Consider the following 16,715-nt stretch of genomic DNA (forward strand, 5'->3'; position numbering starts at 1 on the left):
AGTGCCGCTACGCCCAGGTGATCAGCCGCTTCGGCTGCTCCAGGATCGCCGCGACGTCCGCAAGGACCTTGGAGCCCAACTCGCCGTCCACCAGACGGTGGTCGAAGGAGAGCGCCAGTGTCGTCACCTGGCGTGGCTTCACCTTGCCCTTGTGGACCCACGGCTGGAGCCTGATCGCGCCGACCGCGAGGATCGCGGACTCGCCCGGGTTGAGGATCGGCGTGCCGGTGTCGACGCCGAAGACGCCGACGTTGGTGATGGTCACCGTGCCGCCCTGCATGGCGGCGGGGGACGTCTTGCCCTCCCTCGCCGTCGACACCAGGTCGCCCAGGGCCTCCGCCAGCTGGGGCAGGGTCCGCTCGTGGGCGTCCTTGATGTTCGGGACGATCAGGCCGCGCGGGGTGGCGGCCGCGATGCCCAGGTTGACGTAGTGCTTGCGCACGATCTCCTGGTTGGCCTCGTCCCAGGACGCGTTGACGTCCGGGTTCCGCTTGATCGCGACCAGCAGGGCCTTGGCGACCAGCAGCAGCGGGTTGACCCGCAGGCCCTCCATCTCCTTGTCCCGCTTGAGCTCCTCGACCAACTTCATGGTGCGGGTCACGTCGACGGTTACGAACTCCGTGACGTGCGGGGCCGTGAAGGCCGAGCCGACCATCGCCGCGGCCGTCGCCTTGCGGACGCCCTTCACCGGGACACGGGTCTCACGGGAGGTGTCGTACGTCGCCGTCGGCGCGGCGACAGCCCGCTGCTCCACAGGCTCGGGCACCGGAGCCTGCGCCGGTGCCGCGGGAGCCGCCGCCGCGTGCACGTCCTCCCGGGTGATGACGCCGTCCGGGCCGGACGGGACCACCGTCGTCAGGTCCACGCCCAGGTCCTTCGCCAGCTTGCGCACCGGCGGCTTGGCCAGGGGGCGCTCCTTCACGGGCACGGCGGCGCCACCGTGGCCGTTCAGCTCCGCCTGGATCACCGTCGACGCCTCCTGGGCCGGGATCTCCGGGCCCTTGCGGGGGCGGCGCTTGGTGGAGGAGGCAGCCACGCCGTAGCCCACCAGGACCGGCTGGCGGCCGGAGCCGGCCGGCTTCGGCTCCTGAGGCTTCGGCTCCTGAGGCTTCGGCTCCGCGACGGCGGGTGCCGGCGTCGCCTCCGCGGCCGCGCCGCCACCCGCCACGTCCACCGCGATGATCGACGTGCCCACGTCGACCGTGGTGCCCTCGGCGAAGTGCAGTTCCCGGACGACCCCGTCGTAGGGGATGGGCAGTTCGACGGCCGCCTTCGCCGTCTCGACCTCGCACACCACCTGGCCGTCGGTGACCGTGTCACCGGGCTGGACGTACCACTTGAGGATCTCGGCCTCGGTGAGCCCCTCGCCCACGTCCGGCATCTTGAACTCGCGTACGGAAGCTTCCGTCATCGTCGTCACGACCCTCTCCTCAGTACGCCAGGGCACGGTCGACGGCGTCGAGCACCCGGTCCAGGCCCGGCAGGTACTCCTCCTCGAGACGGGCCGGCGGATACGGGGCGTGATAACCGCCGACCCGCAGCACCGGGGCCTCCAGGTGGTAGAAGCAGCGCTCGGTGATCCGGGCGGCGATCTCCGCGCCCGAGCCGAAGAACACCGGGGCCTCGTGGACCACGACCAGGCGGCGGGTCTTCTCCACCGAGGCCTGGATCGAGTCGAAGTCCAGGGGCGACACCGAACGCAGGTCCAGGACCTCCAGGGACCTGCCCTCCTCGGCGGCCGCGTCGGCGACCTCACGGCAGAGCTTCACCATCGGGCCGTAGGCGGCGAGGGTCAGATCGGTGCCCTCGCGGACGACCTGCGCCTTGTGCAGCGGGCCCGGGATCGCCTCGGTGTTCACCTCGCCCTTGTCCCAGTAGCGGCGCTTGGGCTCGAAGAAGATCACCGGGTCGTCGCTCTGGATGGCCTGCTGCATCATCCAGTAGGCGTCCGACGAGTTGGACGGGGAGACCACCTTCAGGCCGGCCACGTGGGCGAACAGCGCCTCGGGGGACTCCGAGTGGTGTTCGACGGCTCCGATGCCACCGCCGTACGGAATGCGGACGACGACCGGCATCTTGACCTTGCCGAGAGCGCGCGCGTGCATCTTCGCGAGCTGCGTGACGATCTGGTCGTACGCCGGGAAGACGAAGCCGTCGAACTGGATCTCCACCACCGGGCGGTAGCCGCGCAGCGCGAGGCCGATGGCCGTGCCGACGATGCCGGACTCGGCGAGCGGGGTGTCGATGATCCGGCTCTCGCCGAAGTCCTTCTGCAGGCCGTCCGTCACGCGGAAGACGCCGCCGAGCTTGCCGACGTCCTCGCCCATGACGAGGACCTTGGGGTCCGCTTCCAGGGCCGTGCGCAGCGACTCGTTGATCGCCTTCGCCAGCGCCAGGTTCTTGACCGACTCTGTCTGCGTCATCTCAGTTACCCCCCTCTGCGTCGGCGAACGACGCCTGGTAGGCGGCGAACTGCGCCCGCTCCTCGTCCACCAGCGCATGCCCGTCCGCGTACGCGTGCTCGAAGATGGCGAAGTGGTCCGGGTCCGGCATGGCACGAACCGCTTCGCGCACTCGCCTGCCCAACGCCTCGCTCTCGGCCTCGAGTTCCGCGAAGAATCCCTCGTCCGCGTGGTTTGAGGCCTCAAGGAACCGGCGAAGGCGCAGGATCGGGTCCTTCGCCTCCCAGGCCTCGCGCTCCTCGTCGGCCCGGTACTTCGTCGGGTCGTCGGAGGTGGTGTGGGCTCCCATGCGGTACGTGTACGCCTCGACCAGCGTCGGCCCCTCACCGTTGCGGGCGCGCTCCAGGGCCCACCGGGTGACGGCCAGGCTGGCCAGCACGTCGTTGCCGTCGACACGGACGCCCGGGAAGCCGAAGCCCTGGGCGCGCTGGTAGAGCGGGACGCGGGTCTGCCTCTCGGTGGGCTCGGAGATGGCCCACTGGTTGTTCTGGCAGAAGAACACCACGGGGGCGTTGTAGACCGCGGAGAACGTGAAGGCCTCCGCGACGTCGCCCTGGCTGGAGGCGCCGTCGCCGAAGTAGGCGATGACCGCCGAGTCCGCGCCGTCCTTGGCCACGCCCATCGCGTAGCCGGTGGCGTGCAGCGTCTGCGAGCCGATGACGATCGTGTAGAGGTGGAAGTTGTTGCCGTTCGGGTCCCAGCCGCCGTTGTTCACGCCGCGGAACATGCCGAGCAGGTTGGTCGGGTCCACCCCGCGGCACCAGGCGACCCCGTGCTCGCGGTAGGTGGGGAAGACGTAGTCGTCGTCGCGCAGGGCCCGGCCGGAGCCGATCTGGGCGGCCTCCTGGCCGAGCAGCGACGCCCACAGGCCCAGCTCGCCCTGGCGCTGCAGGGAGGTGGCCTCGGCGTCGAAGCGGCGGGTGAGCACCATGTCGCGGTACAGGCCGCGGAGCTCGTCGGGGGTGATGTCGGCGACGTACTTGTCGTACGCGGCGGTCCCCGCGTTCTGGACGCGCTCGCCCTCGGGCGTCAGCAACTGGACGAGTTCAGGCTCGGTGCCCGGCGACTTCCTCGCGGTCGCGCGCTTGCCGGCCGTGCTCTTCGTACCGGTCGTACCTGCGCTGCGTCGCGGTTTGCGCGGGGCAGTGCTCTCCACGGTCACGTGTGCTCCTCCGTCGGTCCGGCTACCCGGGTTCGCCGGGTGCCAGTGCGGCTCACCTGCGGCCCTCCGGACGCACGGGGTGGGTGCGGCTCGTTCGGGGACAGGCGTGACAAGGTGCCCCGGCGAGCGCCCTGCATCAGGCACGTTACCCAGTGCTCCACATTTCTGTGAAACCCCTCCTGACCTGCGATTTTGCTTGGATTTCCAAGTAAATCGAGAAATCGGGAAACAGTTCCTGGTCACAGCCTTGCAGGGGGCCGGAACAACGGCACGTTATCTCGGTGACCCAGGTCACGGGAAGAGTCTCCCTGAAGCAGGTGTCGGAGACGGGTATGACACCACCCGTGGGCGCGAAGACGGAAAAATCAGGTAAAGCCACTTCGGGCACATCCCGTGATCGAAAGCGACTGCCTGTGACAACGCCCAGCTCAGAGGCCTGAAATGTGCCCTAGCATCGGGCAGCGTGCCGCGCTCTTGTGTACCACCCCTCCTTCCCCACACGCCCCCGTTGGGCGCCCTCCTCCGCCAGTACTCCGCCGGGACCGCCCTCGCCTGTGAACCCGTAGACCAGGGGCTGCTCAACCGCGGCTACCGGCTCTGTACGACCCGCGGCCGCTACTTCCTCAAGCACCACTTCGACCCCGAGACCGCGGATCCCGCCGCGATCGTCCGCCAGCACCGGGCCACCCGGCGACTGGCCGACCTCGGCGTTCCCGTGGCGCCCCCGCTGACCGGCCGCGACGGCCGTACGGTCGCCGTGGTGGGCGGCCACGCCTACGCCCTGCACCCCTGGATCGAGGGCCGGCACCGTCACGGCGGCCAGCTCACCACCGCGCAGTGCGGACGGCTCGGGGCACTGCTGGGAGTGGTGCACGCGAGCCTGGAGCGCGTCATGCCGACCCACGCGCGGGCGCGCACCGGCCCGGCCGCGAGCTCCGACCCCGCCGACACCTTCGCCCTCATCGAGGACCTCCTCGGCCGGGTCCGCCGTCACCGCCCCGCCGACAGCTTCGACGCGCTGGCCCGCCACCGGCTCCTGGAGCGACGCGCGCTCCTGGAACAGCACGCCGGCCGACGGCCCGCGCACGGCGGTTCGGTGGGCTGGGTGCACGGGGACTTCCACCCGTTCAACCTGCTCTACAAGGGGGACGCCCCCGCCGCGATCGTCGACTGGGACCGGCTCGGCGTGAAGCCCCGCGCGGAGGAGGCCGTCCGCGCCGCCGCGATCTTCTTCGTACGGCCCGCCGGGACGCTCGACCTGCCGAAGGTGCGGGCGTACGCGCGCGCGTACCGGCGCGCGGCCCGCGCCGCCCCCTCCACGCTCGCGGCGGCCGTGCACCGCGTGTGGTGGGAGCGCCTGAACGACTTCTGGATGCTGCGCTGGCACTACGAACGCGGTGACACCCGCGCGGATCCCCAGTTCCCGGCGGCCTCGGCACTCGCGGTGTGGTGGACACGGCACTACGACGCGGTGTGCGACGCCTTCTCGGACTGAGCGCGTCCCCTTCTGCGAGGGGGCCGCAGAAGCAGCACGCGCGCGTGGGGCCCGTTTCCGGGCCGCACGCGCGCGTATGCCGCTGGGGTCAGCCTGACGATCAGCCTCCGGTGCTGCCGCCGCTTCCCGCACCGCCCACGAGCGAGTCGCCCGTGGGCTCCTCGGTGGTCGGCTCCTCCGTGGGCTCCTCGGTGGTCGGCTCCTCCGTGGGCTCCTCGGTGGTCGGCTCCTCCGTCGGTTCGGTCGTCGGCTCCTCGGTGACGGGCTGCGACGGCAAGTACGAGGGCGTGTCCGACGGTGTGTAGCCGGGACCGCCCGTGCCCGTGCCGTCGTCCGTGGAGGTGTCCGTGGGCTGGTCGCTCGTGTCGTCGCTCGGCGTCTCGCTGGCCGTCTGGTCGTCGGTGGTCTGCGAGGTGGTCGGCGACTTGGTGGTGTCCGTGCCGCCCCCGTTGCCGCCACCGTTGTTGAGCGCGAGTGCGACGCCCGCCGCGATGGCGATCACCGCGAGCACGGCGAGGATCCACAGCTTGCCGCGGCCGCTGCCCCGGTTGCCGCCCCCCTCGAAGCCGCCGTCGTCCCCGCCGCCGTAGCCGGCGGGCAGGATCGGCTGCGGGATCTGCGTGGTGCCGGAGGCGTCGGGGTGCGGCAGCACGGCGGTGCCCGCGAAGCCCGCCGCCGGGGTCTGCCGGCCGTCGTGCATGTCGACGGGGCCGGTGTTCCAGGTGCCGGTGTGGCCGCCCTGCTCGTACAGCATCTGCAGGCCGTACTGGACCAGGCCGCGCATCTCCTCGGCTGTCTGGAAACGGTCGTCCGGCTCCTTCGCCAGCGAGCGCATGACGAGCCCGTCGAGCTCCGGCGGGACGGCGTCGGAGACCTCCGACGGAGGCGTCGGGATGTCCTGGACGTGCTGGTAGACGACCGACAGCGGGGTCTCGCCGGTGAACGGCGGGCGCAGCGCGAGCAGTTCGTAGAGCAGGCAGCCCGTGGCGTACAGGTCGGAGCGGTGGTCGACGGCCTTGCCGAGGGCCTGCTCCGGGGAGAGGTACTGAGGGGTGCCCATGACCATGCCGGTCTGGGTCATCGTCGTGGACGCGCCGTGCAGGGCACGGGCGATGCCGAAGTCCATCACCTTCACCGCGCCGTTGTGCGTGATGATGACGTTGGCCGGCTTGATGTCGCGGTGCACGATGCCGTGCTGGTGCGAATAGGCGAGCGCCTCGAGGACGCCCGAGACGATGATGAGGGCCTGCTCGGGGCCCGGCGCCTCGGCGTTGAGGAGGAGGTCGCGGATGGTCCGCCCCTCGACGATCTCCATCACGATGTAGGGGACGGACTGGCCGCCCACGAAGTCCTCGCCGGAGTCGTACACGGCGACGATCGAGTGGTGGTTGAGCCCGGCGACCGACTGTGCCTCGCGCGTGAAGCGGGCCTTGGAGACGGGGTCCTCGGCGAGGTCGGCGCGCAGCAGCTTGACCGCCACGGTGCGTCCGAGGCGGACGTCCTCGGCGGCGAAGACCTCGGCCATGCCGCCCCGGCCGAGTCTGCGGGTCATCCGATATCGGCCGTCGCCGACCAGTCCGCCGTTACCCCACAGTTCCGGCGCATCTGACATCCCGCCGCCAGTCGCCTCGGGGTCGGACGGGCCCTGAGCGCGCTGCTGCTGTGCCATCAGTCCTCGCCGTCGTTTCTGCCCGCGGTGCGCGCGGTGTTGTTACGGTCTCCGTCGGCCACGCTACAGCCTCCGCGCAAGCCTCCGGTCCGGGAAGACCCCGGGGACCGGCCCGTGACGGACCGGCCATCAAACCCGTAGTAAGTGCCGGCGTGCAAATTCTGTGTACCGGGCGTACGCCCGCTGTAACGCTTGCGCGACCTTTCTTTCGCGTACGGTCACGGAACGGGCACCGCGCTTGACGTGTCCGTACCCTCCGGCAGACTTGGCCGGGAATAGCACTTTGGATCAATGGCACGCACGGCGCCTGAAGGCCTACGGGGGACGCAGAGACATGAGCCAGGACGGCGCACAGGGCAGGTACGCGGGGCGGGCGATCGCCGGCGGCCGCTATCAGCTGCGCGACTTGCTCGGCGAAGGCGGCATGGCCTCGGTGCACCTCGCGTACGACTCCGTGCTCGACCGCCAGGTCGCCATCAAGACCCTCCACACCGAGCTGGGCCGGGAACAGGCCTTCCGCGAGCGCTTCCGCCGCGAGGCCCAGGCCGTGGCCAAGCTCACGCACACCAACATCGTCTCGGTCTTCGACACCGGCGAGGACGATCTGGACGGCTCCACGATGCCGTACATCGTCATGGAGTACGTCGAGGGCAAGCCGCTCGGCTCGGTCCTGAACGCGGACGTGCGGCAGTTCGGCGCGATGCCCGCCGACAAGGCCCTGAAGATCACCGCGGACGTGCTCGCCGCGCTGGAGATCAGCCACGAGATGGGCCTGGTCCACCGCGACATCAAGCCGGGCAACGTGATGATGACCAAGCGCGGCGTCGTCAAGGTGATGGACTTCGGCATCGCCCGTGCCATGCAGTCCGGCGTCACCTCGATGACCCAGACCGGCATGGTCGTCGGCACCCCGCAGTACCTGTCGCCGGAGCAGGCCCTGGGCCGGGGCGTCGACGCCCGCTCCGACCTGTACTCGGTCGGCATCATGCTGTTCCAACTGGTCACCGGTCGGCTGCCGTTCGACGCCGACTCGCCGCTGGCGATCGCGTACGCGCACGTGCAGGAGGAGCCGGTGGCCCCTTCCTCGATCAACCGTGCCCTGCCGCCGGCCGTGGACGCACTGATCGCCCGCGCCCTGAAGAAGAACCCGAACGAGCGCTTCCCGAGCGCCGAGGCCATGCGCGACGAGTGCCTGCGGGTGGCCGCGTCCTTCCAGGCCGCCGCGCCGAGCATCGTCCCGGGCGCGCCCGCGCAGAGCGGCTCGGGTGTCGGCTCCGCCGTGTTCCCGCCGGTCGACCAGGCGACGCCGGGACAGATGGGCAGCGTCCAGACGCCGTACCAGCCGACACCGGCGCCCCACTCGTACGGCACCCCGCAGCCGTCGGCGCCCGCTCCGGCGTACGGCTACCCGCAGCAGGCCGGCTACCAGACGCCCGGTCCGGCCCCGTACGCGCAGCAGCACCACTCGACCCCGCCGCCGTACAACATGACGCCCCAGACGGCCTCGACCGCCTCCGGCGGCGGCAACAAGGGCAACCGGCCCGTGATCATCGGGTCGGTCGTGGTGTCGCTGATCGCGGTCGGCGGGCTGGTCGCGGCGCTGCTGATGAACAGCGGCGGAAGCGACGACCCGAGCGCCGGCGGCACCACCAGCGCGTCGGCCTCCGCGACCAAGGCGGAGGGCTACCGCGGACCGGACACGGCGAAGACGGTCGAGAAGACCGAGTGCACGGAACCGGAGGAGTCGTACAACGACCCCGAGCAGGTGCGGATGCCGGACTTCTCGTTCAAGAACTGGGACTCGGTCCTGGACTGCCTCAAGGCGGCCGGGTGGCAGTACGACAAGACATCCGTGGACGAGAACACCTACGGCGACGGCACCGTCATGAAGCAGTACCCCGCCGCGGGGACGGACTTCGACCCGAAGAAGCCGCCGGAGATGCAGTTCGAGATCTCCACGGGCAACCCGGCGTGACGCCGGTGAGGTGAGAGCGGTGAAAGGGCCCGGCAGCCGATGGCTGCCGGGCCCTTCGCGTCCGTGGTCGGGTTGCCTGGCCTACAGGTAGGGGCCGCCCGAACGGCCGCCCGCGCGCGGGTCGTCGCCGCCCTCGAGGCCGCCGACGCCCGGCGGGAGGGCCCGGCGCATCTGCTCCAGCTGGGCACGCGCCGCCATCTGCTGGGCGAACAGGGTGGTCTGGATCCCGTGGAAGAGACCCTCCAGCCAGCCGACCAGCTGGGCCTGGGCGATCCGCAGTTCCGCGTCGCTGGGAACACCCTCGTCCGTGAAGGGCAGGGAGAGCCGCTCCAGCTCCTCGACGAGATTGGGAGCAAGCCCGTCCTCCAGCTCCTTCACCGAGCTGGCGTGGATCTCCTTGAGCCGGACCCGGCTCGCCTCGTCCAGGGGAGCCGCGCGGACCTCTTCGAGCAGCTGCTTGATCATGCTTCCGATCCGCATGACCTTCGCCGGCTGCTCGACCATCTCCGTCACCGGAACCTCGCGGGAGTCCTCGTCGCCTCCACCGCCGAGAGCCATTCCGTCCTGGCCCACGACCAGGATCTGGGGGTTCTCCGGCGACCGTTCGTTCCTCGGCATCTCCATGCCGCCATTCTCTCGCACGTGTACACCTCATCACCGTGGTGCCCCCGTTAAGGGCTGATCCACCGTTTCCAGGGGTCTCGGCCTTCGCATCGATCCTCTGGAGCAGCATGAAATGCCGGAAACATGGGCTGGTGCCAGGATTGTTCCGTGACTTCAAGGCTGCGATCGATGCGCTTGACATCGATGCGCGTGACAGGGGTGCTGATCGTGGCGGCGGTCGTCCTGCCGTACGGAGGCGGGTCGTCGTACGCCGCCCGGTGGTCGCCCACCGCCGCCGCTTCGGCCTCCGCGCCCCCGTCCGCCTCCGACCACCGTCCGGCCGCCGACCACCGTCCGGACTCCGGCTCCGAACCGGCGCCCGGGCCCTGGCGGGCCTCGACCTCTCCCCGGGTCTCCCCCGACGCCGAGCCGTCCCGGGCCGGGAGCCGGCCGGGCGAGGGGCGCGAGCGACCGGGGCGCCGGGACGAGCCGGCGCGGGCGGAGCCGGTGGACACGGACGCCGCCGTACCGGAGGAAGAGGGCGAGGGCGAGCAGGACACCGACGAGGGCGCGGGGCAGCGCGCGGACGAAGGCGCCGACGAGGGCGCGGACAGTGGCCTCGACAGCCGGGCGGACGGCGACGACACCGCCGTACCGCGGCCGCCGTTCGAGACCGCCGCCGTGCCTCCCGGTCAGCCGCGGCCGCCCGCCGAGCAGACCGTGGACCGAGCCGAAGGGCCCGCCGAGCCCGCACTGCGGATCCTGCCTCTCGGCAGCGGGCTGATCCTGGTGGGACTCGGCATGGGTCTCGCCTTCGTCGCACTGCGGGTGCGGCGGGCGGCCTCCTGATCCTCAGGCCCTGCGGCAGGTCCCGCATCACTGGTGCTACGGCGTGACGAGGAGGACCTTCCCGATGTGGCCGCTCTCCTCCACGACCCGGTGCGCGGCGCCCGCGTCACTCATCGGGAGTTCGCGGTCGACGATCGGGCGTACGTGACCGGCGTCGATCAGCGGCCACACGTGCTCGCGTACGGCCGCCACGATCGCCGCCTTCTCCTCGAGCGGGCGGGCACGCAGGGAGGTCGCGCTGATCGCGGCGCGCTTGCGCAGGAGTGCGCCGATGTTCAGCTCGGCCTTGACGCCGCCCTGCATGCCGATGATCGCGAGCCGGCCGTTGACGGCGAGGGCCTTGACGTTGCGGTCGAGGTACTTGGCGCCCATGTTGTCGAGGATCACGTCGGCGCCCGCCCCGTCGGTGGCCCGTGCGACCTCCTCGACGAAGTCCTGCTCCCGGTAGTTGACCAGGACGTCCGCGCCCAGCTCGGCGCAGCGCTCCAGCTTCTCCTTCGTGCCCGCCGTGACCACGACCTTGGCGCCGACCGCCTTGGCGAGCTGGATCGCCATGGTGCCGATGCCGCTGGAGCCGCCGTGCACGAGCAGGGTCTCGCCGGGACGCAGGTGGGCGATCATGAACACGTTCGACCAGACGGTGGCCACCACCTCGGGCAGCGCGGCGGCCTGGTGCAGGCCGACGCCCTTGGGCACGGGAAGCAGCTGGCCGGCCGGGACGGCGACCTTCTCGGCGTAGCCGCCGCCCGCGAGCAGCGCGCACACCTCGTCGCCGACGTTCCAGCCGGAGACGCCGGGGCCGATCCCGGCGATGCGTCCGGAGCACTCCAGACCGGGGTGGGGGGAGGCCCCGGGCGGCGGGTCGTAGAAGCCCTGCCGCTGCAGGATGTCGGCGCGGTTGACGGCACTGGCCGCCACCTCGACCAGGACCTCGCCCTCGCCGGCCACGGGATCAGGGGCCTCGCCCCACACCAGCGCCTCGGGTCCACCAGGTTCGGGAATCGTGATCGCATGCATGAGGGGGACGCTACCCCTCGGTCCACGGTCGGACCCGTGTCGGTCCTTCGGCCGATCCCTGAGAAATTCCTGTGCGCGACCGATGAGTTTGCGCGACCGTAAAGGTCTCCCCATGCGTAACCCAAGTGCGCGGAAGGACAACCACCATGAGCCAGCACACGTCCGGCCTGGCCATCGAGACCTCAGGCCTGGTGAAGACGTTCGGCGAGACACGGGCCGTCGACGGAGTCGACCTCGCGGTGCCGGCCGGCACGGTCTACGGCGTTCTCGGCCCGAACGGCGCCGGAAAGACCACCACCGTCAAAATGCTCGCCACCCTGCTCCGACCGGACGGCGGCGAGGCCCACGTCTTCGGGCACGACGTCGTCCGCGAGGCCGACGAGGTCCGCAGCCGGGTCAGCCTGACCGGTCAGTACGCCTCGGTGGACGAGGACCTCACCGGCGCCGAGAACCTGGTCCTGCTGGGCCGGCTCCTCGGACACCACAAGAAGGCCGCACGCGAGCGTGCCGGGCAGCTTCTGGAGGCCTTCGGCCTCACGGACGCGGCCGCGAAGCAGGTCAAGCACTACTCCGGCGGCATGCGGCGCCGGATCGACATCGCCGCCTCCATCCTCAATACCCCCGACCTGCTCTTCCTCGACGAGCCGACGACCGGCCTGGACCCGCGCAGCCGCAACCAGGTGTGGGACATCGTGCGAGCGGTGGTCGCCCAGGGCACCACCGTGCTGCTGACCACGCAGTACCTGGACGAGGCCGACCAGCTGGCGTCCCGGATCGCCGTCATCGACCAGGGCAAGGTCATCGCCGAGGGCACCAAGGGAGAGCTGAAGGCGTCCGTCGGCGCCGGTTCCGTCCATCTGCGCCTACGCGATCCCGCGCAACGGCCACAGGCGGAGGAGGTGCTGCGGCTGGCCCTGGAGGCCGACGTGCAGCTGGAACCCGACCCGGTCGCCCTGACGGCCCGCGTCGGCGGCGGGGCGGCGAACGGGCAGGGGGCGGCCGAGCAGGCGGCCCGGGCACTCGCCGAGCTGGCCCGCACCGGTGTCGTAGTCGACAACTTCTCCCTGGGCCAGCCCAGCCTGGACGAGGTCTTCCTAGCCCTGACCGGTCACGACACCCGTGACGCGCACGACGCCGACGACGCGAACGACTCGAAGGACGAGGTGGCGGCATGAGCACCGCGACGACCACGGAGACCAAGGACCTCGCCCCGGTCCGTGCCGATTCCCTCGCCGCGCTGCTCGTCGCGGGAGAGCGGCCGCCCCGGCCCAGCGCCCTGTCTGCCTCGCTGACCTTCGGCTGGCGGGCCATCCTCAAGATCAAGCATGTGCCGGAACAGCTCTTCGACGTGACGGCGTTCCCGATCATGATGGTGCTGATGTACACGTACCTGTTCGGGGGCGCCCTGGCCGGGTCCCCGAAGGAGTACATCCAGTTCCTGCTGCCGGGCATCCTGGTGATGTCGGTCGTGATGATCACGATGTACACCGGCGTCTCGGTGAACACCGACATCGAGAAGGGTGTCTTCGACCGGTTCCGCAGCCTGCCGATCTGGCGGCCGTCGGTCATGGTCGGCTATCTGCTCGGCGACGCCCTGCGCTACACGATCGCGTCCGTGGTGATGCTCACGGTCGGCATGCTCCTCGGCTACCGGCCGGACGGCGGGGTCGGCGGAGTGCTCGCCGGGATCGCGCTGCTGGTCGTGTTCTCGTTCGCGTTCTCGTGGATCTGGACGATGTTCGGGCTGATGCTGCGCACCGAGAAGTCGGTGATGGGCGTCAGCATGATGGTGATCTTCCCGCTGACCTTCCTGTCCAACGTCTTCGTCGATCCGAAGACCATGCCGGGCTGGCTGCAGGCGTTCGTCAACAACAGCCCGGTGACCCATGTGGCGTCGGCGGTGCGCGGCCTGATGGCGGGTGACTGGCCGGCCGCCGAGGTCGCCTGGTCGCTCGGCTGGGCCGGCCTGTTCATCGCGGTCTTCGGGCCGATCACGATGCGGCTGTACAACCGCAAGTGATCAGCCGCGGCCGATCAGCCTCGACTGATCAGCCGCGCGGCAGCGGGCGGACGTCGGGCGCGATCTGCGAGCCCGGCGTCGCCCGCGCGATCGTGATCAGCCGGTCCGTCAGCTCCAGCGTGCCGACGGCCGCGTCGTCGTAGCCCAGCACCCGGTGTCCGCGGATGACGCTCACCACCAGGTCGTCCGTCTCCCTCGGTTTCTTGCCCACCTCGGCCTTTATGACCGGCCGCTCCACGATGTCGAGCCCGCTGCCCTGCTGGATGAGGTCCTCCATCACCATGCCGGCCGCGGGGCTCAGCACGGACAGGCCGAGGAGCCGGCCGGCGGCGCTGGCACTGGTGATCACCGCGTCGGCGCCGGACTGCTTCAGGAGCGGGGCGTTCTCCTCCTCCCGCACCGCGGCGACGATCTTCGCGGCCTTGTTGAGCTGCCGGGCCGTGAGCGTGACGAGGACGGCCGTGTCGTCGCGCTGGGTCGCGATGATGATCTTCCGGGCCTTGTGCACCTCGGCCCGCTTGAGGACCTCGCTGCGGGTGGCGTCCCCGACGACCCCGGCGTATCCCTCCGCGGTCGCCGCGTCGATCACCTTGGAGCTCGGGTCCACCACGACGACCTGCTCCTTCTTCAGCCCCGTCGCGCACACGGTCTGGATCGCCGAGCGTCCCTTCGTGCCGAAGCCGACGACGACGGTGTGGTCACGCAAGGTGGACCTCCAGCGGTTGAGTCGCCACTCCTCACGCGTGCGCTCGGTGAGGACCTCCAGCGTGGTACCGACCAGGATGATCAGGAACAGCACGCGCATCGGTGTGATGACGAAGATGTTGGTGAAGCGGGCGGCGTCACTGACCGGCGTGATGTCACCGTAACCCGTGGTCGAGAGGGTGACGGTCGCGTAGTAGAAGGCGTCCAGGAAGTCGACGGAGCCGTCGGAGCTGTCGTTGTAGCCGTCGTGGTCGGCGTAGACGATCAGGGCCGTGGTCACGAGCAGCAACAGCGCCATGATGACCCGCCTGGCCACCTGCCGGAACGGGTGTTCCACCACCTTGCGGGGGAGCATCACCCGATGCGTCACAAGATGCTCGTCCGCCTGACGGGCGATCGCGTCTTGACCCGGAAGTTTCACGTGAAACACACCCCGATTCCGGCTGTGGCCCAGGGCAGGTCGAGCAGTTCCGTCTCCTGACCGGGCCGAGCCCCGCCCGGCGGTACGACGGCCAGGGCGTCGGCCGCCGCGATGCCCCTGAGCATCGCCGGGCCGTTGTAGTGCAGGGGCACGGCACTGTCACCGCGCAGGACCACGGGGATGAGCCGGGTGTCGTCCGGATGCCCGTGCACCTCGTCCCGTAGCGGCAGTGTGTACGGCTCCGGGGCGGGACGGGCCGCCAGGGCGCGCAGCAGCGGCTCGGCGAGGGTGAGCAGGCCGGAAACGGCCGCGAGCGGGTTGCCGGGCAGGCCGACGAGGTGCTGGCCCTCCTTGGTACGCGCCAGCAGCATGGGGTGGCCGGGGCGCACATCGACGCCGTCGACCAGGAGTTCGGCGCCGATGCGCCGCAGGGTGGGGTGGACGTGGTCGACCGGGCCGGAGGCGGTACCCCCGGTGGTGACGATCAGGTCGGCAGCCGAGGCGGTGAGGGCCTTGTGGAGTGCCTTGGCGTCGTCGCCGAGCCGCCGTACGGCGACGATCTCGGCGCCGAGTGCGCGCAGCCAGGGCGGGAGCATCGGGCCCAGCGCGTCCCGGATCAGACCGTCGTGCGGTCTGCCCTCGGTGAGCAACTCGTCACCCAGGACGAGGACTTCGACCCGGGGGCGCGGCACCGCGGTCACGGTGTCGTATCCGGCGGCGGCGGCGAGACCCAGCACCGCCGGGGTGACGAGGGTGCCGGCCGGCAGCAGTTGGTCACCGCTGCGGCACTCCTGGCCGCGCGGGCGGATGTCCTGGCCGTGCGCCATCTCGCGGGTGGTGTGGAGGTGGCCCTTGTCGTCGGTCCGGCCGTGCTCGCTGCGCAGGACGGCGGTGGTGTCGAGGGGGATGCGGGCGCCGGTGGCGATCCGGACGGCCTCGCCGTCGGTGAGTGGATCGGGCTCCGCGTGCCCGGCCAGCACCCCCTCGTCCCGGACGGCCCAGGGGCCCGGGCCGGCGACCGCCCAGCCGTCCATGGCGGAGGTGTCGAAGGAGGGCAGGTCGGTGAGGGCGCTGAGGGGTGCGGCCAGGGTGAGGCCCAGGGCGTCGTCGAGGGTGACGGAGACCGGGGCGCGGTGGGCTGTGCGGGCGGCGGCGCGGGCGGCGGTCGCGCGGGCCTCGGGCCAGGGGGTGGCCCGGTGGCGGGGCGCCGGTCGGCGAGCGGCCTCCTGGCGGCCGGCCCGCGGGGCGGGGGCGGGCACGTGGCCGCCGACAGGGTGGCCGTGGGCTTCGTTCACGAGGGCGAGTACCTCCTCCACGTCGAGGTCCTCGGAGTCCTCGGCGTCCTCGCCGGTCCGGGCGGCGCGGGCGGTCATCCGGCGTCCGGGCGGGTGTCGGGGGCGGCGTCCTCAGCCGCGTCCGGCTCGGCGGCGGCGGACTCCTCGGCCCAGCGGACGGCGAGGGCCGCGGCCTTGCGGGACGCCTCGGCCACCGCCTCGGGTCCTCCGCCGGCCCGTGCGGCCGCGTAGCCGACGAGGAAGGTGGTCAGGGGTGCCGCCGGCCTGGCCACGCCGTGGGCGGCGTCACGGGCGAGGTCCAGCAGCAGACCGGTGTCGACGTCGAGGTCGATGCCCAGCTCGTCCTTGACTGCGGAAATCCATTCATCCAACACGTGCCCATGCTCCCTGATGCGTGCCCTGGCGGTGGCGATGTCGTCCCAGGTGTCGCAGTCGAAGGACGCGACGGCGTCGGGGACGCGGGTGAGTTCGAGACCGGCGGTGAGCCGGCGCAGGGGCAGCCCGGTGGCGCCGCCGGACTCCGCGGCGCATGCGGCGAGCTCGCGGCGCAGGGCGGACGCGCGGTAGGCGGCCACGAGCGGCTGGTCGCGGTGGTCGGCGTCGGTGAGCAGCACACCGTCGGCGCCGGAAGTCCGCAGGGCGCCCAGCAGCCGCCGTACCGTCATCTCGCCGAGGAACGGCAGGTCCGCGGAGAGTACGACGACGTCCTCGGCGGTGGTGTGCCGCAGACCCGCGTCGAGTGCGGCCACCGGCCCGCCGCCGGGCGGCTCCTCGCGCGCCCACGTCACGGGGCGCGCGGTCGGCCTGGGGTCGGCGACGACGACGGTGGCACGCGCGTCGGCGCAGGCGGCCAGCACCCGGTCGAGCAGTGCCCGTCCGCCCACCCGCACACCGGGCTTGTCCGCCCCGCCGAGCCGCCGGGCGGCACCGCCGGCGAGCACGACGGCGTCGTACTCGGCGACAGCGGGCGGCGGCTGGTGGGCGGTCACCCCCCGAGTATGCGTGCCGCCGCGATCACAGGGAATGTGAGAGCGGCGACGCA

General features: G+C 71.5%; 14 protein-coding genes. 5 read left to right on the plus strand and 9 right to left on the minus strand.

All coding sequences use genetic code 11. The annotated features are described in order from the left end of the window. Positions 1-7 precede the first annotated feature (7 nt). The 3 genes from AQJ84_RS16520 to pdhA are packed head-to-tail and all read right to left on the minus strand — an operon-like array spanning position 8 to position 3,624. The gene (locus AQJ84_RS16520; RefSeq protein ID WP_053191454.1) at positions 8-1,420 is read right to left on the minus strand and encodes a dihydrolipoamide acetyltransferase family protein; all 1,413 of its coding nucleotides are present in this window, start codon (positions 1,418-1,420) and stop codon (positions 8-10) included. A 10-nt stretch (positions 1,421-1,430) separates the two neighbouring features. After that, a complete protein-coding gene (locus AQJ84_RS16525) occupies positions 1,431-2,423 on the minus strand; it encodes an alpha-ketoacid dehydrogenase subunit beta (protein ID WP_030042154.1) in 993 nt (330 codons plus the stop codon). Position 2,424: 1 nt separating this feature from the next. Then, positions 2,425-3,624, minus strand: a complete 1,200-nt coding sequence (gene pdhA / locus AQJ84_RS16530) for a pyruvate dehydrogenase (acetyl-transferring) E1 component subunit alpha (protein ID WP_030042155.1) — start codon at positions 3,622-3,624, stop codon at positions 2,425-2,427. Positions 3,625-4,087: 463 nt separating this feature from the next. On the opposite strand from pdhA, the gene AQJ84_RS16535 reads away from it, so the two are divergent. After that, the gene (locus AQJ84_RS16535) at positions 4,088-5,119 is read left to right on the plus strand and encodes a phosphotransferase (protein WP_079022668.1); all 1,032 of its coding nucleotides are present in this window, start codon (positions 4,088-4,090) and stop codon (positions 5,117-5,119) included. Positions 5,120-5,219: 100 nt separating this feature from the next. Here the strand turns inward: AQJ84_RS16535 and AQJ84_RS16540 are convergent, their stop codons facing one another. Further along, a complete protein-coding gene (locus AQJ84_RS16540; RefSeq protein ID WP_053191458.1) occupies positions 5,220-6,788 on the minus strand; it encodes a protein kinase domain-containing protein in 1,569 nt (522 codons plus the stop codon). A gap of 334 nt (positions 6,789-7,122) precedes the next feature. Between AQJ84_RS16540 and AQJ84_RS16545 the strand changes: the two genes are divergently transcribed. Then, the gene (locus AQJ84_RS16545; protein WP_030042159.1) at positions 7,123-8,763 is read left to right on the plus strand and encodes a protein kinase domain-containing protein; all 1,641 of its coding nucleotides are present in this window, start codon (positions 7,123-7,125) and stop codon (positions 8,761-8,763) included. A gap of 81 nt (positions 8,764-8,844) precedes the next feature. Here the strand turns inward: AQJ84_RS16545 and AQJ84_RS16550 are convergent, their stop codons facing one another. Further along, complete coding sequence (locus tag AQJ84_RS16550) at positions 8,845-9,387, minus strand: bacterial proteasome activator family protein (RefSeq protein WP_030042160.1); 543 nt, start codon at positions 9,385-9,387, stop codon at positions 8,845-8,847. 168 nt (positions 9,388-9,555) lie between these two features. Here AQJ84_RS16550 and AQJ84_RS16555 point away from each other — a divergent pair, with 168 nt between their 5' ends. Next, a complete protein-coding gene (locus AQJ84_RS16555; protein ID WP_157874957.1) occupies positions 9,556-10,215 on the plus strand; it encodes a hypothetical protein in 660 nt (219 codons plus the stop codon). Positions 10,216-10,251: 36 nt separating this feature from the next. Here the strand turns inward: AQJ84_RS16555 and AQJ84_RS16560 are convergent, their stop codons facing one another. Continuing rightward, positions 10,252-11,232, minus strand: a complete 981-nt coding sequence (locus AQJ84_RS16560) for an NAD(P)H-quinone oxidoreductase (protein WP_030042162.1) — start codon at positions 11,230-11,232, stop codon at positions 10,252-10,254. Between the two features lie 146 nt (positions 11,233-11,378). On the opposite strand from AQJ84_RS16560, the gene AQJ84_RS16565 reads away from it, so the two are divergent. Then, positions 11,379-12,407, plus strand: a complete 1,029-nt coding sequence (locus AQJ84_RS16565; protein WP_030042163.1) for an ATP-binding cassette domain-containing protein — start codon at positions 11,379-11,381, stop codon at positions 12,405-12,407. Beyond that, positions 12,404-13,252 carry an ABC transporter permease gene (locus AQJ84_RS16570; protein WP_030042164.1) on the plus strand — a complete coding sequence of 283 codons (849 nt, stop codon included), beginning with the start codon at positions 12,404-12,406 and terminating at the stop codon, positions 13,250-13,252. The genes AQJ84_RS16565 and AQJ84_RS16570 overlap by 4 nt, the downstream gene beginning before the upstream one ends. Before the next feature lie 28 nt (positions 13,253-13,280). Here the strand turns inward: AQJ84_RS16570 and AQJ84_RS16575 are convergent, their stop codons facing one another. Genes AQJ84_RS16575 through AQJ84_RS16585 form a run of 3 tightly spaced genes read right to left on the minus strand, consistent with a single transcriptional unit; the run spans position 13,281 to position 16,662 of the window. Continuing rightward, positions 13,281-14,378, minus strand: a complete 1,098-nt coding sequence (locus tag AQJ84_RS16575) for a potassium channel family protein (RefSeq protein WP_030042165.1) — start codon at positions 14,376-14,378, stop codon at positions 13,281-13,283. After that, positions 14,375-15,751 (minus strand): molybdopterin molybdotransferase MoeA, encoded by a 1,377-nt coding sequence (locus AQJ84_RS16580; RefSeq protein WP_030042166.1) that lies wholly within the window; start codon positions 15,749-15,751, stop codon positions 14,375-14,377. Before AQJ84_RS16580 ends, AQJ84_RS16575 begins: the two co-directional genes overlap by 4 nt. Further along, positions 15,748-16,662 carry an NTP transferase domain-containing protein gene (locus AQJ84_RS16585; RefSeq protein WP_030042167.1) on the minus strand — a complete coding sequence of 305 codons (915 nt, stop codon included), beginning with the start codon at positions 16,660-16,662 and terminating at the stop codon, positions 15,748-15,750. The genes AQJ84_RS16580 and AQJ84_RS16585 overlap by 4 nt, the downstream gene beginning before the upstream one ends. Positions 16,663-16,715: the final 53 nt, after the last annotated feature.

The organism is Streptomyces resistomycificus (genome assembly GCF_001514265.1).
In the GTDB taxonomy this organism is placed as follows: domain Bacteria; phylum Actinomycetota; class Actinomycetes; order Streptomycetales; family Streptomycetaceae; genus Streptomyces; species Streptomyces resistomycificus.

Excerpts from the sequence above, each read along its gene's own strand:
- AQJ84_RS16525 (WP_030042154.1), bottom strand. The coding sequence starts at position 2,423 with ATGACGCAGACAGAGTCGGTCAAGAACCTGGCGCTGGCGAAGGCGATC.
- AQJ84_RS16540 (WP_053191458.1), bottom strand. The coding sequence starts at position 6,788 with ATGGCACAGCAGCAGCGCGCTCAGGGCCCGTCCGACCCCGAGGCGACT.
- AQJ84_RS16545 (WP_030042159.1), top strand. The coding sequence starts at position 7,123 with ATGAGCCAGGACGGCGCACAGGGCAGGTACGCGGGGCGGGCGATCGCC.
- AQJ84_RS16550 (WP_030042160.1), bottom strand. The coding sequence starts at position 9,387 with ATGGAGATGCCGAGGAACGAACGGTCGCCGGAGAACCCCCAGATCCTG.
- AQJ84_RS16555 (WP_157874957.1), top strand. The coding sequence starts at position 9,556 with ATGCGCTTGACATCGATGCGCGTGACAGGGGTGCTGATCGTGGCGGCG.
- AQJ84_RS16560 (WP_030042162.1), bottom strand. The coding sequence starts at position 11,232 with ATGCATGCGATCACGATTCCCGAACCTGGTGGACCCGAGGCGCTGGTG.
- AQJ84_RS16565 (WP_030042163.1), top strand. The coding sequence starts at position 11,379 with ATGAGCCAGCACACGTCCGGCCTGGCCATCGAGACCTCAGGCCTGGTG.
- AQJ84_RS16570 (WP_030042164.1), top strand. The coding sequence starts at position 12,404 with ATGAGCACCGCGACGACCACGGAGACCAAGGACCTCGCCCCGGTCCGT.
- AQJ84_RS16580 (WP_030042166.1), bottom strand. The coding sequence starts at position 15,751 with ATGACCGCCCGCGCCGCCCGGACCGGCGAGGACGCCGAGGACTCCGAG.